Annotated in this window: 17 protein-coding genes; 15 read left to right on the top strand and 2 right to left on the bottom strand. The window is 40.5% G+C overall.

What is annotated here, in order from left to right:
* Window positions 1-56: 56 nt before the first annotated feature.
* Window positions 57-575, top strand: a complete 519-nt coding sequence (gene hfq / locus B9T33_RS05645; RefSeq protein ID WP_086177981.1) for an RNA chaperone Hfq — start codon at window positions 57-59, stop codon at window positions 573-575.
* Window positions 576-727: 152 nt separating this feature from the next.
* On the opposite strand, the gene B9T33_RS05640 is transcribed toward hfq, so the two are convergent.
* The gene (locus B9T33_RS05640) at window positions 728-2,035 is read right to left on the bottom strand and encodes a peptidylprolyl isomerase (RefSeq protein WP_086177980.1); all 1,308 of its coding nucleotides are present in this window, start codon (window positions 2,033-2,035) and stop codon (window positions 728-730) included.
* Complete coding sequence (locus B9T33_RS05635; RefSeq protein WP_086177979.1) at window positions 2,035-4,506, bottom strand: LPS-assembly protein LptD; 2,472 nt, start codon at window positions 4,504-4,506, stop codon at window positions 2,035-2,037. The genes B9T33_RS05640 and B9T33_RS05635 overlap by 1 nt, the downstream gene beginning before the upstream one ends.
* A 120-nt stretch (window positions 4,507-4,626) precedes the next feature.
* Here B9T33_RS05635 and B9T33_RS05630 point away from each other — a divergent pair, with 120 nt between their 5' ends.
* The 14 genes from B9T33_RS05630 to B9T33_RS05565 all read left to right on the top strand — a co-directional run bounded on the left by B9T33_RS05630 (window position 4,627) and on the right by B9T33_RS05565 (window position 16,173).
* On the top strand, window positions 4,627-5,640 hold the full coding sequence (locus tag B9T33_RS05630) for an aminoglycoside phosphotransferase family protein (protein WP_086177978.1): 1,014 nt from the start codon (window positions 4,627-4,629) through the stop codon (window positions 5,638-5,640).
* Complete coding sequence (gene murU, locus B9T33_RS05625; RefSeq protein WP_086177977.1) at window positions 5,640-6,329, top strand: N-acetylmuramate alpha-1-phosphate uridylyltransferase MurU; 690 nt, start codon at window positions 5,640-5,642, stop codon at window positions 6,327-6,329. The genes B9T33_RS05630 and murU overlap by 1 nt, the downstream gene beginning before the upstream one ends.
* A gap of 84 nt (window positions 6,330-6,413) precedes the next feature.
* Entirely contained in the window at window positions 6,414-7,046 is a 633-nt protein-coding gene (rsmG, locus tag B9T33_RS05620; protein WP_086177976.1) for a 16S rRNA (guanine(527)-N(7))-methyltransferase RsmG, read from the top strand.
* 24 nt (window positions 7,047-7,070) lie between these two features.
* Window positions 7,071-7,853, top strand: coding sequence for a ParA family protein (locus B9T33_RS05615; RefSeq protein WP_086177975.1), 783 nt, complete (start codon window positions 7,071-7,073; stop codon window positions 7,851-7,853).
* Window positions 7,850-8,737, top strand: coding sequence for a ParB/RepB/Spo0J family partition protein (locus tag B9T33_RS05610; protein WP_086177974.1), 888 nt, complete (start codon window positions 7,850-7,852; stop codon window positions 8,735-8,737). Before B9T33_RS05615 ends, B9T33_RS05610 begins: the two co-directional genes overlap by 4 nt.
* A gap of 31 nt (window positions 8,738-8,768) precedes the next feature.
* Window positions 8,769-9,410, top strand: a complete 642-nt coding sequence (locus tag B9T33_RS05605; RefSeq protein ID WP_086177973.1) for a MotA/TolQ/ExbB proton channel family protein — start codon at window positions 8,769-8,771, stop codon at window positions 9,408-9,410.
* 13 nt (window positions 9,411-9,423) lie between these two features.
* A complete protein-coding gene (locus tag B9T33_RS05600; RefSeq protein ID WP_086177972.1) occupies window positions 9,424-9,846 on the top strand; it encodes an ExbD/TolR family protein in 423 nt (140 codons plus the stop codon).
* On the top strand, window positions 9,846-11,573 hold the full coding sequence (gene msbA / locus B9T33_RS05595; RefSeq protein WP_086177971.1) for a lipid A export permease/ATP-binding protein MsbA: 1,728 nt from the start codon (window positions 9,846-9,848) through the stop codon (window positions 11,571-11,573). Before B9T33_RS05600 ends, msbA begins: the two co-directional genes overlap by 1 nt.
* Before the next feature lie 3 nt (window positions 11,574-11,576).
* Window positions 11,577-12,590, top strand: coding sequence for a tetraacyldisaccharide 4'-kinase (gene lpxK, locus B9T33_RS05590; RefSeq protein ID WP_086177970.1), 1,014 nt, complete (start codon window positions 11,577-11,579; stop codon window positions 12,588-12,590).
* A 3-nt stretch (window positions 12,591-12,593) separates the two neighbouring features.
* Complete coding sequence (kdsB, locus tag B9T33_RS05585; protein ID WP_086177969.1) at window positions 12,594-13,355, top strand: 3-deoxy-manno-octulosonate cytidylyltransferase; 762 nt, start codon at window positions 12,594-12,596, stop codon at window positions 13,353-13,355.
* A gap of 13 nt (window positions 13,356-13,368) precedes the next feature.
* Complete coding sequence (locus B9T33_RS05580) at window positions 13,369-14,352, top strand: DNA polymerase III subunit delta' (protein WP_086178091.1); 984 nt, start codon at window positions 13,369-13,371, stop codon at window positions 14,350-14,352.
* Window positions 14,353-14,369: 17 nt separating this feature from the next.
* On the top strand, window positions 14,370-14,711 hold the full coding sequence (locus B9T33_RS05575) for a PilZ domain-containing protein (RefSeq protein ID WP_086177968.1): 342 nt from the start codon (window positions 14,370-14,372) through the stop codon (window positions 14,709-14,711).
* 31 nt (window positions 14,712-14,742) lie between these two features.
* Window positions 14,743-15,516 (top strand): TatD family hydrolase, encoded by a 774-nt coding sequence (locus B9T33_RS05570; RefSeq protein WP_086177967.1) that lies wholly within the window; start codon window positions 14,743-14,745, stop codon window positions 15,514-15,516.
* Between the two features lie 42 nt (window positions 15,517-15,558).
* The gene (locus B9T33_RS05565; protein WP_086177966.1) at window positions 15,559-16,173 is read left to right on the top strand and encodes a TetR/AcrR family transcriptional regulator; all 615 of its coding nucleotides are present in this window, start codon (window positions 15,559-15,561) and stop codon (window positions 16,171-16,173) included.
* The last annotated feature ends 9 nt before the right edge of the window (window positions 16,174-16,182 follow it).

Genomic DNA, 16,182 nt, shown 5'->3' with positions numbered 1-16,182 from the left:
ATTGAAAAGTAAAGGTAGCTTTTGCGCTGATTTTTATTATTTTTTGGAGTTATAACATGTCTAAAGGTCAAACTTTACAAGATCCGTTCTTAAATTCTCTCCGTAAAGAACGTATTCCAGTTTCTATCTTTCTTGTAAACGGTATTAAATTACAAGGTCATATTGAGTCATTTGACCAATATGTAGTGCTTTTGAAAAATACTGTAAGCCAAATGGTTTACAAACATGCTATTTCAACTGTTGTTCCTGCACGTAACCCACGTCCAGCTGGCGCTCCTGCTGGTGCACAAGGTGCTGCTGGCTTCGGCGGTGGTCAACAAGGCGGCTTCGGTGGCGGTCAACAAGGTGGCTTCGGTGGTCAAGGTGGCTTCGGTGGTCAAGGTGGCTTTGGTGGTCAAGGTGGCTTTGGTGGTCAAGGTGGCTTCGGTRGTCAAGGTGGCTTCGGCGGTCAAGGCGGCTTCGGCGGTCAACAAGGTGGCTTTGGTGGTCAAGGTGGCTTCGGTGGTCAAGGCGCTGGCTTTGAAGGTGAAACTAAATTTGATGAAGCTCAAGACGACGAAAATAATAATCGTTAATTGAGTTAAAAAACCTCCCGAAATGGGAGGTTTTTTTTTGTCTAAATTTTTTAAACTGATTCAGTTGTGCACAATATCAATAAAAACGGTCGATTGAATAAGTTATTAAAAGACAAAGTTAAAAAAACCAGCCGAAGCTGGTTTTTTTATTTTTATTTTTTGTTGCGCTCTAAAGCAGGGTCTTTAATTTCAACATAAGCATTATTGCGGATTTCACGTAACCAGCTGTCTAACTCAGTATCAAATTGACGTTCACCTAAGATTTGACGTGCCATACGCTCTTGCACTTCATGGGTCATATCTTGTTGGCGTGTATCAGTTACTTGAAGAATGTGCCAACCAAACTGAGACTGGAATGGTTTACTGATCTCACCTTTCGGAGTTGCTTTCATTTGCGCTTCAAATTCAGGAACCATCACGCCCGGGCTAACCCAGCCTAAGCTACCGCCATTTGCAGCAGAACCTGTGTCATTTGAAAAAGTTGATGCAAGTACAGCGAAGTCTTCACCTTTTTGTAGGCGAGAATACAAACTGTCAATCATTTGCTTCGCATTTTCAGGGCTGACTACTTCAGATGGTTGGATCAAGATATGGCGAGTTTGGAATTGAGGAACAATTGCCTTTTGTTCGCCACCTTTACGATCAATAAGTTTTAAAACATGCACACCATCGCGTACAGAAATAAGCTCGGTAGTTTGGCCGACTTGTAAAGGTGCAACACGAGCAGCTAGTTCGTCTGGAATGTCAGATAAATTGCGGAAACCCATATCAGCAGCATCTACTTTAATGTCTTTGGTGCTGAATTTGGTGCTCAATGCTTTTGCATCGTTGGAGTTGGCAAGTTCTTTACGTACATTTTCTGCAACTTTTACTGCATTTTCATTACCCGATACACGTACATGTAGCACGTGGACTTGGTTGCCTAAAGCTGCTTGACCTTGAGGTGAATTTAAGAAGTTTTTAACGTCTTGATCGCTAATCTGGATGCGTGAAGTCACTAATTGTTGGCGTAGGCGTTGTAGTGCGATGTCTTCAGCAATACGTGCACGTAATGACGCATATGTATTAGGTGCAGCAGAATCCAATTTTTGCTGGAATGCTTCAAGGCTTGAATAACCTGAATCTTTAGCGACTTTTAAAACAGCATCATTTAAAGTTTTTTCATCTGCTTTTACATTGTAACGCTTTAACTGTTCAAGCTGTGCCTGACGAGTAATCAGTTGTTCTAGAGCCTGTTGTTGTAAATATTCAACGGGTGGAACAGTTTGTTTCTTAGCCTGAAGTTGATGTGTAATTTCTGCGATACTTTGATCTAAATCACTGCGTAGAATCACGCTATTGTCAACAACAGCTACAATTTCATCTTTAGGTTGCGCAGCAGCAAAAACTGACATTGAAGTAGAGAGGCAAAGTGCCAATGCTGACGCTTTAAAAATTTGTTTTAACTGTTTTGTCTTCATTAACGTTCTGTCCAAGATTGATTAATATTGTTAAAACCTAAAACTCGGTTTTCAAGCAAAGAGGTTAATTTATTGTTGAAGCCACCTAAGCCTTTCAGGGTGAATTCAGCCATAATGGCGCGTTTTGGTTTTACATCAGAAGATGTTACATCATCTAAATCGTTAAAGTATGAGCGACCATAAACCGAAACACCCCAACAGCATGACTCGTAGTTCACACCAAGTAAGTATTCACGGGCAACACTATTGTCGATGTCGTATTGTGCATGACCGATAATACGCCAATTGTTATGAATAGGTTGAATGAAAGAAGCAACGGCTTGGTCATAACTGTCTTGGCGGTTTGGAATGTCTTTACGATAGAAATAACCGACATTGTAGAGATTGCCTTTATTTCCTGTGTAATACATTTGGATATCGCGCTGAGCGTTATCACCATTTGCCATCCATGCTGAGTTGGCATTTACGCTAATGCGATCAGATAGTTGGCTTGATAAGCTGACAACAGGGCCAGTATGGCGTTCGCTATCAAACTCATCTTGAATGTTATTGAGTGTGACACGGCGGTCTTCAAAATAGAAACTTTGACCAATACTCGCTTTTAAACGTTCAAGTCCAACATCATCAAATAAGCTATAGCTTAAGCCAAGAGAAGCAAAGTTATTGTCTTCTAAACGGTCATTACCAAAGAAACGACGCGGGCTAAACAATTGATCATAATTAATTGAAGCTGTAGTTGAATCAAAGTTTGGATTGTTTTCTTGGTTTTTGTATGGTGAATATGCGTAGAAGAAGCGTGGTGTTAAGGTCTGTAAATAACGACCTTCACGTTCCATAATTAAACCAGCGTCAAGAGTAAATTGTGGAATAACCACCGACTTACTTTCATTTGATGAGCTGATGTTTTGTGCATTCACTGTGTCTTGATCATAAATCGTATTTACGTTACGAATAGACACTTCTGGGATCACAAATGACCATGGATTGCGATAGTTATAACGCACACTAAAGTCGTTATAAATACGTGCACCACTTGGCTCATACATTGGCGCATCGCCATTATTTTGCGGAATATCGTTACTACGTAAGTTCTTTTTGAAATACGCTGTATCGTTATTAAATTCGTATTGTAAGCCGAGTGGGTTGCCTGTCTTATAGTTTAATAAGAATTGAGGCAAACGCGCATAAGGACGGTCTTCATCGCTAACGGTTTTATCCAAAGTTTGGAAATCTTCAACTTTAAGCTGTGCTTTTAAGCCAGGAATACCATTTTTATAATTCAGTTCCCAAGCACGACGTAAGTTTAGATCGGTTTTAGAGTTTGGATTGTTGTTTAAGTCAGCGAAATAGTCTTTATCAGATGCATAGTTATATTCAAGATTGGTCGTGAACTGATCGTTGATTTTCCAGTTATGTAGGAAATGCAATTCTTTACGATCTTGGTCATCATATTTTTGGTCTGACGGTAAATAACCACCCCAAACCATACCTGAACCAAAGTTTTCAGTGAGATAGCGGAATTCGCCTTCCATCATTGGACCACGGTCTGCAATATAACGTGGTGTGACCGTTGCATCATAGTTTGGTGCAAGGTTGAGATAGACGGGAACGGCAAGTTCGACACCACCATCATTGGTAAAACCAAAACTTGGGGTCAAAATCCCTGTCGTACGTCGATCATCAATTGGGAAGTTAAAATATGGAACCGCCATGACAGGTACATCTTTTACATAAAGTTTTGTACCTTTGGTTTCACCGCGACCAGTTTCTTGGTTTAGCTTAATTTTATCCGCTTGGATTTTCCACGTCGGCTTTTCGTCCGGTGGGCAAGTGGTGTAAACCGCATTTTCAAGTTCTAGGGTTTCTGTCGATGTACGTGCAATTTTCTCAGCACGACCATGTGCATGTTGTGCTTCTGCAATGAAGAAACTGTTATTTAAATCACCCTGTTGGGTTTTTAAGTTGTAATCAATCGAATCACTTTGCGAAATCAGACCAGATTGTGCCATTTGTACACGACCAGAGGCATTGGCATAGGTCTGTGTTTTATCAATCTTGATTTGATCTGCACGAATTTGACGACCTTCTTGGTCAATGATGACATTGCCTTCAAGTACTGAGTCACCATTTGGGTCGAAGTGACCATAGTCTGCTGTAATGGTTGAAGTTGCATCTTCAGCTGCAACAGGTTTTGTTGTTGGTGCAATTGGAGTAATCCATGTGCCACTACAAAATGCAGAACTGAGTTGATTGGTATTTCGTATTTGAGCTTCTGGTGCAGATTTGTCTACATAGTATTGTTCAAAAAACTGCTGACCCGGGTAAGCCTCGGAGATCGTTTGCTTGAGTTGTTCTGTTTCGTCATCGGTCGACGTGTTTGTCACAGGCGCGGCATAGCTTGGTAACGAGCTACCACAGAGAAGGGTTAAGATCGCAGTCGCTAAAGGATTAAATTTAAACTGATGCTTCATTTGTCTCATTAACCAGGTATGCTAAATCGCAATTAATTATTGTCGCATCATAGAGAAAAAGTTGATAAGTAGCTACACTTAGCACTTTAAAAACTCAGCCTGTATTAGAATTTATCGCAAATGAATACACAACGTGAACAATTGATACAAACATGGATTTCATCTGTACTCGGTTCAGATCAATTTGAAATTAACTTCTTAGCAGGCGATGCAAGCTTCCGTCGTTATGCACGAATCAAATTGAATAATAAAACATTTATGCTGATGGATGCACCACCAGAAAAAGAAGATTGTGGTCCTTTTGTGTCGATAGATGAATTTTTTGATGCACATGGTGTGCGTGTACCGCATATCGTGGCAAAAGACCTCGATCAAGGCTTTCTTTTATTAGAAGATTTTGGTGATGTTTTGCTCTCTACATTATTAAATGATCAGACTGTAGATACACATTACGCACAAAGCTTTAAGCAATTGATTCAATTACAGTCAATTGATGGTCAATCACATTTCCCAGCATATGCGTATGAAAAGCTCATTTCTGAAATGGAGTTGCTGACTGATTGGTTGTTGCCGTCACTTCAAGTTCAACCAACTGAAGCTGAATCCGCGCTGATTAAACGTACCTTTGCCATTTTAGCCAATGCCGCTTTGGCACAGCCTCAAGTCATTGTGCACCGTGATTTTCATAGTCGTAACTTGATGGTGCTGGATGGTGAGCAAGATCAGGGCGTGATTGATTTTCAGGATGCGGTGATTGGTGCTGATACTTATGATCTAATCTCGATTACGCGTGATGCCTATGTACAGTGGAATGCTGAGCGTGTCTATGCTTGGTTTAAAACGTTCTACGATATGTTGCCAGCAAGTGCCAAAGAAGATCGTGATTTCGACCAGTTTAAACAAGACGCGGACTTAATGGCGATTCAACGTCACATTAAAATCTTAGGTATTTTTGTTCGCTTGTTCGAGCGCGACGGTAAATCGGGTTATCTCAAAGATTTACCACGCGTGATGTGGTATTTACTTGAAGAAAGTAAACCGTATGCAGAACTACAACCATTTATGCAATTTATTCACGCTAAAGTATTGCCGAAATTTGAAGCCAAATATGGCTCTTACGAGGTTGTTGCATAATGAAAGCCATGATTTTAGCGGCGGGTCTCGGAAATCGGATGCGCCCTTTAACCTTATATAAGCCTAAACCATTACTTGAAGTTGGTGGTAAACCGCTAATTGTTTGGCATATTGAAAAGCTAAAAAATATTGGTGTAACTGAAATTGTTATCAATTCAGCTTGGCTTGCAGATGTTTTGATCGGCGCATTAGGTGATGGTTCGCAGTTTGGGGTGAATATTCGCTGGACACGTGAAGTCGAAGGTCTAGAAACTGCGGGTGGGATTATCAATGCCTTGCCTTTGTTAGGGACTGAACCGTTCATTTTAGTGAATGGTGATGTGTGGACGACTTTTGATTTCTCATCTTTATTGAATGTTGAATTAAATGCCGATCTTGCACACTTGGTTTATGTAACTAATCCACCACAACATCCGAAAGGGGATTTTGTATTAGATCAAGGGCGTAGCTATACCTTTGAACAGGAACATGCGGGTGAGGCACTGACTTATAGTGGCGTTGCAGTAATTCATCCTAAAATGTTTGATGGTTTAGACGCTGGGAAGCGTCCATTAGCACCATTACTTAAAGCAGCCATGCTGGATGGAAAAATTTCTGCACAGAAAATGCAAGCTGCATGGGTAGATGTTGGCACACCTGAGCGATTAAGTGATCTAGATCTACAGATTCGTCAGGGCATGTACGCTTAAGTGCATATTCGCTAAGCGTTAGCTACTGTTCCACGGCTTAGAAATCGGTATACTTCAGTTTAATTTTATTGAGATGTCTTCTTTATGCATCCTTTTTTTCAAGACTTAAAGCAAGGTAGTCAGAAGCTTGGCTTAGATTTGAGTGAAGAAGCGTTAAATCTATTGCTGAAATATCAAGATGCTTTAGTGCTGTGGAACAAAGCTTATAACTTGACCGCAATTCGTGATCCTAAAGAAATGCTGGTGAAGCATTTATTAGATAGCTTAAGTATTTTGAATGATTTACCTGCGGGTCGATTGTTGGATATTGGTACAGGTGGGGGTATGCCGGGCATGATTATTGCCTTGTGTCAGCCCGAACGTGAATGTGTTCTTTTGGATGCAAACGGTAAAAAAATTCGATTCTTAAAACAATTTATTGCTGACCTAAAACTAAAAAATGTCATTGCAGTACAAACACGTGTTGAAAATGAAGACAGCATCAATGAACTGGGTCAGTTTGACGTAATTACCAGTCGTGCATTTGCATCATTAACCGACTTTGTCGATGCATCGAAGCCATATATGCATGAACAAAGTATCATCGCTTCAATGAAGGGTTTAATTCCTGAAGAAGAAGTTGAGATGCTTAAAGCTGATTTCAAAATTGATATTGTTGCGTTAAAAGTTCCACGTTTGGATGAACAACGCCATTTAATATTTTTAAAACGTATTTAAAATTTTCAAAGGACTGGGGTTACCATGGCTCAAATTATTGCGATTGCAAACCAAAAGGGTGGCGTAGGTAAAACCACAACTGCTGTGAACTTGGCTGCTTCATTGGCCGTTTTAAAAAAACGAGTTTTACTTGTGGATATGGATTCACAAGGGAATGCCACGATGGGTTCGGGCATTCAAAAAAATGATTTGTTGTACTCTGTCACGGATGTCTTACTCGGTGAAGTGCCGATTGAAACCGCTATTTATAAAGCAGAAGTTGGATATAAAGTTTTAGGTGCAAATCGTGATTTAGCCGGTGTAGAACTTGCGATTGCCGATCAAGACGGTCGTGAATTTATTTTACGTGAAGCTTTGGCAAAAATTGAAAAAGACTATGATTACATCATTGTCGATTGTGCGCCAAGTTTAAGTCTGATCACCGTGAATGCTTTGGCTGCGGTGCGTGGTGTGCTTATTCCAATGCAATGTGAATATTATGCACTTGAAGGTTTGGCTGACTTAACCCAAACCATTGACCGTATTCAGCAAGCATTGAATCCTGATTTAGAAATCGTGGGTGTACTGCGTACCATGTACGATGCACGTAATGCCTTAACACGTGATGTGTCTGCTGAGTTGGAACAATATTTCGGTAAAAAACTTTACGATACGGTTGTTCCTCGAAATATCCGTTTGGCGGAAGCACCTGCGCATGGATTGCCTGTTATTTATTTTGAAAAAAGTTCTAAGGGTGCAGTTGCCTACCTTAATTTGGCAGCTGAAATGTTAAAAAAAACGAAAGTGAAAAAAGGAACTAAAGCATGACCGTCAAAAAACGCGGACTGGCTAAAGGTCGTGGTCTGGATGCCTTACTTGGTTCAATCCAAAAAGAAAAACTACAGCTCGAAGCAAAAGCTTTAGATCATGGTCAGCTTAAGCAGATTGATGTCAATTTATTGAAACGTGGTGAATATCAGCCACGTCGTTTCATTAAAGAGCAAGAGTTACAAGAGCTTGCTGCTTCGATTGAAAAACATGGTGTGATGCAGCCGATTGTGATTCGTCCGGTAGAAGACGAAAAGCATCCTTACGAAATTATTGCAGGTGAACGTCGTTGGCGTGCTGCACAATTGGCTGGTCTGACCGAAGTTCCTGCCATTGTGCGTGATTTGAGCGACCAAGTTGCCATTGCTTTGGCATTGATTGAAAACATTCAGCGTCAAGATTTGAATCCAATTGATCAAGCGATGGCTTTACAACGTTTTCACGATGAATTTGGTCTAAGCCATCAAGAAATTGCCGATACTGTGGGTAAAGCTCGTACCACAATTAGTAACTTATTGCGTTTATTGTCTTTGGCAGAACAAGTTAAAGACTTTATGCAGCAAGGTTTACTTGATATGGGGCATGCACGTGCAATCTTGACCCTAAAAGCCAAAGATCAGCTTAAAGTTGCCGAAATGGTGATTGAAAAAAGCATGTCTGTACGTCAAACCGAGCAATTTGTTCGAGATTTGAATGCACCAAAACAACAAAAAGCCAAGACATCAGTTTCTTCAGATATTCAACAATTGACACAGCGCCTTTCGGATCGTTTCAGTGCTGATGTGAAAATTGATCATAATAAACAAGGTAAAGGTAAGCTTGTCATTAGTTACCATACGCTTGAAGAGTTAGATGGCATTTTAAATATCTGTCTAGCTGAATAATTTTTTATTTCGATTTATTGGGGAAAATCAAATGTGGGAATTAGTCAAAGCGGGTGGGTGGTTAATGATCCCACTCGTGATTTGTTCAATCTTTACGGTAGCCATCACGATTGAACGTTTTATTCGTTTGAAAAAATCAATGGTGCTACCGAATGATTTAATGATGAATGCCAACGCATCGGTAAAAGATGTTGTGCAGCAGTTAAAGCAAAGCCCAACCTTACAGCAAAGTACACTGGGTCGTGTATTGGATGCTGGTTATGCCAGTAAAGATCAAAGCGAGCAATATGCACGAGCGCAAATGGAAGTGACAGCATCACAAGAAATTGGTTATTTAGAAAAAAATATCAACTTCTTGGGTACGCTTAGTGCCGTTGCGCCTTTACTTGGTTTATTGGGTACAGTCATTGGTATTATTGAAGCCTTCTTAATGATTGATATTGGTACCAATAGTGATCCTGTATTGATGATGCCGGGTATTTCAAAAGCATTGATTACGACTGCGGCTGGTATGCTGATTGCTGTCCCAGCTTTATTTGCACATCGCTATTTCCAACGCTTGGTTCAAGAATATGTGGCTGAGTTAGAGCAACAATCGACTTTGTTTCATGCGGCATTGTTTTATAAAAAAACACCTGAAGTAGAAAGTCAGGACATTCAGAAAGCCAGCTGAGTGGAGACTGCGCATGAAATTTAAACGTCGTCAGGTTGAAGATATACATATCAACCTTACTCCGATGATTGACTGTCTGATGTTTATTTTGGTGTTCTTGTTACTCTCGACCACCTTTAATCAGATGAGTAGAATGAACTTGACCTTACCAGATGCTCAAGGTGTTCCGCCAAAGAACTATGATCAGAAAGTTGAGGTGGTCGTCGACTCGACAGGACATTATTCTGTCAATGGTCAGTCACTAGCCAGTAAAGAAGTCTCTGACTTAAATACGGCAATTAAACAGATTTCAAATGATCGTCGTGATTTAATGTTTGTGATTGCAGCTGATGCAAAAGCAACGCATCAAGATGTGATTCGTGTGATGGATGTTGCGGGCCAGTTAGGCTTTGTCAATATTAACATCAGTACCAAAGTACCAACTCGAGGTTATTAGTGAAGCACGATTTTAAGGTCTACCTACGCCTACTAAGTTATTTAAAACCTTTTTGGGGCATCGGCCTGCTTGTATTGCTTGGTTTCAGTATAAATGCTGCGACAGAGGTTTCTGTTGCAAAATTATTGGAACGCATTATTGAAGCGATACAAAACAAAGATCAAAGCTTTACGACATTATTTCCTTTATTGGTGGTTCTTTTAATGTTCTTCCGTGGACTGGGTTTGTTCATGGGGGGGTATTTTACTGCAGTGATTTCTCGAAACTTAATCTTTAATATTCGTCAGCAAGTCTTCGCTAAATTGATGCGTTTGCCTTCGCAATATTATTTAGATAATTCGAGTGGACACATTACTGCAAAAATTATGTACAACGTTGAACAGTTGACAGCAGCATCATCTGAGTCACTGAAAACAATCGTACAACAAGGTTTAATTACCATTGCACTGTTGGGCTATTTACTTTACACCAATTGGCGTTTGACTTTATGTATTTTAATTTTTGGTCCACTTATTGGATTGATTATTCGTAAAGCCTCTAAGCGTATGCGTAAATTATCTATGCAAGTTCAAAGCACCATGGGTGATGTCAATCACGTGGTGCAGGAAACCGTGCAAGGTAATTTGGTTGTAAAAGGTTTTGCAGGACAGGATTACGAACAAAAGCGCTTCCATGAAAGTTCAATGGAAAACTTACGCCGTGGCTTAAAAATGGTCATCGTGCAACAGTTAAACAGTCCCATCGTTCAGTTAATCATGTCAATAGCGCTCAGTATTGTCATGTATATCGCGCTACGTCCTCAGATTTTGGGGGATACAACAGCGGGTGAGTTTGTCGCTTATATCACTGCGGCTGGTATGTTGGCAAAGCCAATTAAAACCTTGACCGATGTAAATGAAAAATTACAACGTGGTATGGCAGCAGCTTATTCGGTTTTTGAATTATTGGATATGCCTGAAGAAGCCAATAACGGTACGCTTACTCCAGCTCTAAAAGGTGATGTTGAGTTTAAAAACGTTAACTTGATCTATGCTGACGGTCATCATGCGATTCACGACTTTAATTTAAAAGTGAATGCGGGTGAAACGGTTGCTTTGGTCGGGCGTTCAGGTGCAGGTAAAACATCGCTGGTCAATCTTTTAGTACGTTATCAAGAAGTATCGTCTGGACAGTTGTTGCTCGATCAATATGACATTCAAGATATTGAACTCAATAGCTTACGTACCCAGATATCCATGGTGAATCAGCAAGTCGTGTTATTCAATCGAACAGTACGTGAAAACATTGCTTATGGTCAGTTAGAAAATGCAACTGATGAACAAGTGATTGCCGCTGCAAAAGCCGCATTTGCACATGATTTTATTATGGACTTGCCACAAGGTTATGACACGCCTTTGGGTGCACAAGGCTTGAACTTGTCGGGTGGTCAGCGTCAGCGTATTGCGATTGCACGTGCGATTTTGAAAAACGCGCCCATTCTTATTTTGGATGAAGCGACCAGTGCACTAGACAACGAGTCTGAATATTATATTCAACAAGCATTTGATGCAGCGATGCAAGATCGAACTACCATCGTGATTGCTCATCGTTTATCAACCATTGAAAATGCAGATCGTATTGTAGTAATGGATAAAGGGCGTATTATCGAACAAGGTTCGCATGCGGAATTAATTGCACATCAAGGTGCATATTTCCAACTTCATCAGCGTAATTTTGAGGAAAACTAAGCCATGTCAGTTGCACAAATGATTCAGGATGCTTGGAATAGTCAGGCAAAGTGGCTCATTGTGCTTCGTCCATTGTCATGGTTATATCGCGGCGGCTTTGTACTCAATAAAAAATTATATCAGTCTGGGCTTAAGCCTACTTATACAGCGCCCATACCAGTCATGGTAATTGGCAATATTACGGTTGGTGGTAGTGGCAAAACGCCATTACTCATTCGCTTGGTTAGTTATTTAAATAGTTTAAATATTCAAGTGGGTGTGATTAGTCGTGGTTATGGAGGCAAAGGACCATTTCCGGCTTATGTTGATTTAGAATCTCGAGCAGATGTGGTGGGTGATGAACCAACATTAATCGTTCAATCAACGGGTGTGCCTATGGCGGTTGGACCCAATCGTCAGCAAAGTATTGAATTATTATTATCTAAACATAAACTCGATTTAATTATTTGTGATGATGGTTTACAGCACTGGGCATTACAGCGTCAACTCGAATGGATTGTACTTGATAATAATCGTGGTTTAGGTAATGAAAAATTATTGCCTGAAGGTTATTTGCGAGAACCTAAAAAGCGTTTAGCAAGTGGCACAGTGATTGAACATGCGTCTCATCCAACCTTAGCGATGAATATGCATTTAGAATCAGCCCCGCCTTATTTATTAAATAAAGATGTAGTGACTGAATTTGATGCCAATAATGTATTTTATGCTGTAGTCGGCATTGGCTTTCCACAGCGTTTTTACAATACGCTCGAAAGCATGGGGATTCATCAATTTCAGTGCCATGAATTTCCAGATCACTATGAATATGAATTGGATGATTTGCAGTTTGAAGATAGTAATCCAATCATTACTACAGAAAAAGATGCAGTTAAACTTTTAGCATTACTTAAAAATAATCCAGATTTTAAAAGAGAAATATGGGTTGTCCCTGTAGATGCAGTACTATCACCTGCATGTTATGAAACACTCCATCAGCAGTTGAAGCAACTGGGTCTAAAACTTCCCGAAGGCATTTAATTTATGAAACATATTGTTATTCCTGCACGTTTTTCAAGTTCACGTCTGCCGGGTAAACCTTTGCTTGAAATTCATGGTCGACCAATGATTTTACGCGTGGTCGATCAAGCAAAAAAAGTCGCAGGATTTGATGATTTATGTGTGGCAACAGACGATGAACGCATCGCGGAAGTTTGCCGTGCTGAAGGTGTGGATGTGGTGTTGACATCAGCAGAACATCCGTCAGGCACTGACCGTCTAAGTGAAGTTGCACGTGTTAAAGGTTGGGCAAGCGAAGATATTATTGTTAACGTACAAGGTGATGAACCGTTACTGCCAGCACAGTTAGTCAAGCAAGTGGCTCAGCTTTTAGAAGATCAGCCAGCATGTTCAATGTCGACCCTGTGTGAGCCGATACATAGTTTGGATGAATTTCGTCGTGACAGCATCGTGAAAGTGGTGATGTCAAAACAAAATCAAGCGTTATATTTTAGTCGCGCAACAATTCCTTATGACCGTGATGGTGCAAAACTTGCTGAGCAAAGCTTGCATGACCAAGCTTATCGTCACCTTGGTTTATATGCATATCGCGTGAAATTACTCCAAGAATACGTATCATGGGATATGGGTGTACTGGAAAAACTTGAAAGTTTAGAGCAGTTACGCGTGCTGGAAAATGGTCACCGTATTGCCATTGCGGTTGCTGAAGCGAACTTACCGCCGGGTGTAGATACCCAAGCCGATCTCGATCGTTTGAATCAAATGGATGTTTCAAACTTCGAATAAGGTAGATAAATTGATGCAAAATGAAATTGTGGCGCAAGTTTATCCATGGCAGCAAAACACGTGGGAAACCTTAACAGGGCGATTTCCTCAGCTCGGTCATGGTGTATTGCTCTATGGGAAAAAAGGCTGCGGTAAAGAAGCTTTTGCCAAGCAATTTCTGGCATGGGTGTTGTGTCATAAGCGTGATGAGCTCAAGCAACCTTGTGGTGAATGTGGCAGTTGTCAGTGGTTAAAGTCAGATACTCATCCGAATTTTGTCCATATCAGTACGGATGAAGACAACAAAAAGCAAAATGCCAAAATCAAAATTGAAAAAATTCGTGATTTATTGCCTTTTGTACAACAAACCGTGGATGGTTGGCGTGTGGTGCTGATTGAGCCGGCTGAAGCACTGAATATTGCTTCTTCAAATGCGCTCTTAAAGACCTTGGAAGAACCTGGTGAGCGAATTGTCATTATTTTGCTCGCAGATCATTATCTTAAACTTCCTGCGACCATTCGTAGTCGTATGCAACACTATGCACTAGATCGAATAGAGCCTGCTGTGTCACAAAACTATTTAGAACAGCATTTGGCGAATAGCGGTGAAACACAGCGTCAAGTCTTAATGAATCTAGCCAGTCAAATGCCATTACAGGCGATTGATTTAGCAAATAGTGAATGGCTGAATTTAAGACAAGAATTCTTACAGGATTGGCAAAAATTAGTCATTCAAAAAAATATGCCCATGGCAATTGCGACAAAGTGGAATAAAGCACTGAGTTTTAGTGATTTTAGTCAAATGTTTGAATACTTGTTGTCCGATATAATTTGTGTCAAGCTAAATCAATCCATTAAAAATATTGATTTGGATTTTGGTGCTTTAGCGGAGCAGTATACGCTAGAGGCACTTTTTAATATTTATACTGAATTTCAACAGTCCAAGCGGTTTATTGAGCAGAACGTACAGGGGAATCTGGTCGTAGATGAACTTTGCATCAAACTGATGAATATTTAGAAAAAAGGGGAATTATGATGCAACCACGTATGGGCGGGATCGTTCACGCTAATATTCCAGATGTGGAGACTTTGTTCGCAAGCTATATGCCTTATGTGGTTGGTGGGGGCTTATTTGTACCTTCTAAACAACCTGTGAAAATGGGTGAAGAGGTCTTTTTACTTGCAACCTTGCCAGAACAGTCGATTAAAATTCCACTGACAGGGAAAGTAGTTTGGATTTCACAAAAGCAAAATGGTATTAAGCCACAAGGTTTTGGAATTCAGTTAGGCGGTGAAAAAGGCGTTTATTTCAAATCAGAAGCAGAACGTTTACTTGCAGGACTTAAATCTGAGGGCCGTAGAAGTTACACTATGTAGTTACAACAGTGAAGACTTGTAGGTACATATTGTGTTTGTAGATACCCATTGCCATTTAACCATGCTAGACCTAACACCTTACGAGGGTAACTTAGATTTAGCATTGGATCAGGCTCGTCAAGCCGGGGTCTCAAAATTTATGAGTATCTCGGTTGATCTAGACGACCATATCGAACTTTCAAAAATAGCGGCTCGTCATGCTGACGTTGGTTATTCAGTCGGTGTGCATCCTTGTGAAGATCCAGCAACGATGGCACGTGCAACAGTAGACTATCTTGTAGAACTGGCTCAACCTGAAAAGGTTTGGGCAATTGGTGAAACTGGATTAGATTACTTTCATAGCACTGATTTTATTGCAGAACAAAAAGACTGTTTTGCGCGTCATATTCATGCCTCTCAAACTGTAAAGAAACCTGTCGTTGTACATACTCGCTCAGCGAAGCATGACACTGTCGATATTATTCGTGCGGAAAAATCGACTCATGGGATCTTGCATTGTTTTACTGAAGACTGGGAAACGGCTAAAGCAGTTTTAGACTGTGGTTACTACGTGTCTTTTTCCGGCATTGTATCGTTTAAAAATGCACAAGATTTGCGTGATGTGGCGAAGCAAGTTCCGCTCGATCGTGTATTGATTGAAACAGATAGTCCTTATCTTGCGCCTATGCCCTATAGAGGAAAGTCTAATGAGCCTAAATACGTTCCTTATGTAGCCAAAGCCTTAAGTGATGTATATGATAAGTCTATTGAAGAGATGGCTTTCATAACAATGCAAAACTTTGAAAATCTCCTCAATCTTAAGTAAATAATTTGAATTGATATAAGCGTAAGAGAGTATAGGGTGAAGATGGATCGTCAAGCTCAGTTTCGAGCAAGAGAAGCGTTAATATTCCAAGTCGCTGAACAATTGCTCTTGGAAAATGGTGAAGCAGGCATGACGCTTGATGCGTTAGCAGCTGAGCTCGACCTTGCAAAAGGCACACTATATAAACATTTCCAAAGTAAAGATGAATTGTACATGTTGCTGATTATTCGTAATGAGCGCATGTTGTTGGAAATGATTAAAGATACCGACAAAGCTTTTCCTGAACACCTTGCTTTCTTTATGTTGCACCACTTGCATCACCCTGAGCGTACTGTGCTGTTTCATCAAATTGAAGAGCGCTTATCTACAACGGGTGTGGGCATTCAGCATTTATTTAGTGAACTGTACCAAGTGCGCAAACAACGTCTACGTTTAATCATTCGTATGACTGAGCGCTATCTAGAGTCAATTCAAAGTAATATGCCAGTGCGTGATTACTTAGCGTCTATTTGGTCGTTGACTCATGGTGCTGCGGCAATTTTGAATTCAAGTTTCTATCAGCGCTATTTAGGTTCTCGCGACACTTTGCGTGTTGCATATATCGATCAAGCGCTAGCGATGCCTAAACAAATCCACGCGGTTGCTCAATTTGCTTAAAGGCAGCGT

The sequence above is a fragment of the Acinetobacter sp. ANC 5054 genome, from assembly GCF_002135295.1.
Lineage (GTDB): Bacteria > Pseudomonadota > Gammaproteobacteria > Pseudomonadales > Moraxellaceae > Acinetobacter.
The sequence above is the reverse complement of the archived record's forward strand: the minus strand, read 5'-3'. Positions and strand labels throughout refer to the sequence as shown.

Coding starts and splice junctions, on each gene's coding strand:
- B9T33_RS05640 (WP_086177980.1), bottom strand. CDS start 2,035: ATGAAGACAAAACAGTTAAAACAAATTTTTAAAGCGTCAGCATTGGCA.
- B9T33_RS05635 (WP_086177979.1), bottom strand. CDS start 4,506: ATGAAGCATCAGTTTAAATTTAATCCTTTAGCGACTGCGATCTTAACC.
- B9T33_RS05630 (WP_086177978.1), top strand. CDS start 4,627: ATGAATACACAACGTGAACAATTGATACAAACATGGATTTCATCTGTA.
- murU (WP_086177977.1), top strand. CDS start 5,640: ATGAAAGCCATGATTTTAGCGGCGGGTCTCGGAAATCGGATGCGCCCT.
- rsmG (WP_086177976.1), top strand. CDS start 6,414: ATGCATCCTTTTTTTCAAGACTTAAAGCAAGGTAGTCAGAAGCTTGGC.
- B9T33_RS05615 (WP_086177975.1), top strand. CDS start 7,071: ATGGCTCAAATTATTGCGATTGCAAACCAAAAGGGTGGCGTAGGTAAA.
- B9T33_RS05610 (WP_086177974.1), top strand. CDS start 7,850: ATGACCGTCAAAAAACGCGGACTGGCTAAAGGTCGTGGTCTGGATGCC.
- B9T33_RS05605 (WP_086177973.1), top strand. CDS start 8,769: ATGTGGGAATTAGTCAAAGCGGGTGGGTGGTTAATGATCCCACTCGTG.
- B9T33_RS05600 (WP_086177972.1), top strand. CDS start 9,424: ATGAAATTTAAACGTCGTCAGGTTGAAGATATACATATCAACCTTACT.
- lpxK (WP_086177970.1), top strand. CDS start 11,577: ATGTCAGTTGCACAAATGATTCAGGATGCTTGGAATAGTCAGGCAAAG.
- kdsB (WP_086177969.1), top strand. CDS start 12,594: ATGAAACATATTGTTATTCCTGCACGTTTTTCAAGTTCACGTCTGCCG.
- B9T33_RS05580 (WP_086178091.1), top strand. CDS start 13,369: ATGCAAAATGAAATTGTGGCGCAAGTTTATCCATGGCAGCAAAACACG.
- B9T33_RS05575 (WP_086177968.1), top strand. CDS start 14,370: ATGCAACCACGTATGGGCGGGATCGTTCACGCTAATATTCCAGATGTG.
- B9T33_RS05565 (WP_086177966.1), top strand. CDS start 15,559: ATGGATCGTCAAGCTCAGTTTCGAGCAAGAGAAGCGTTAATATTCCAA.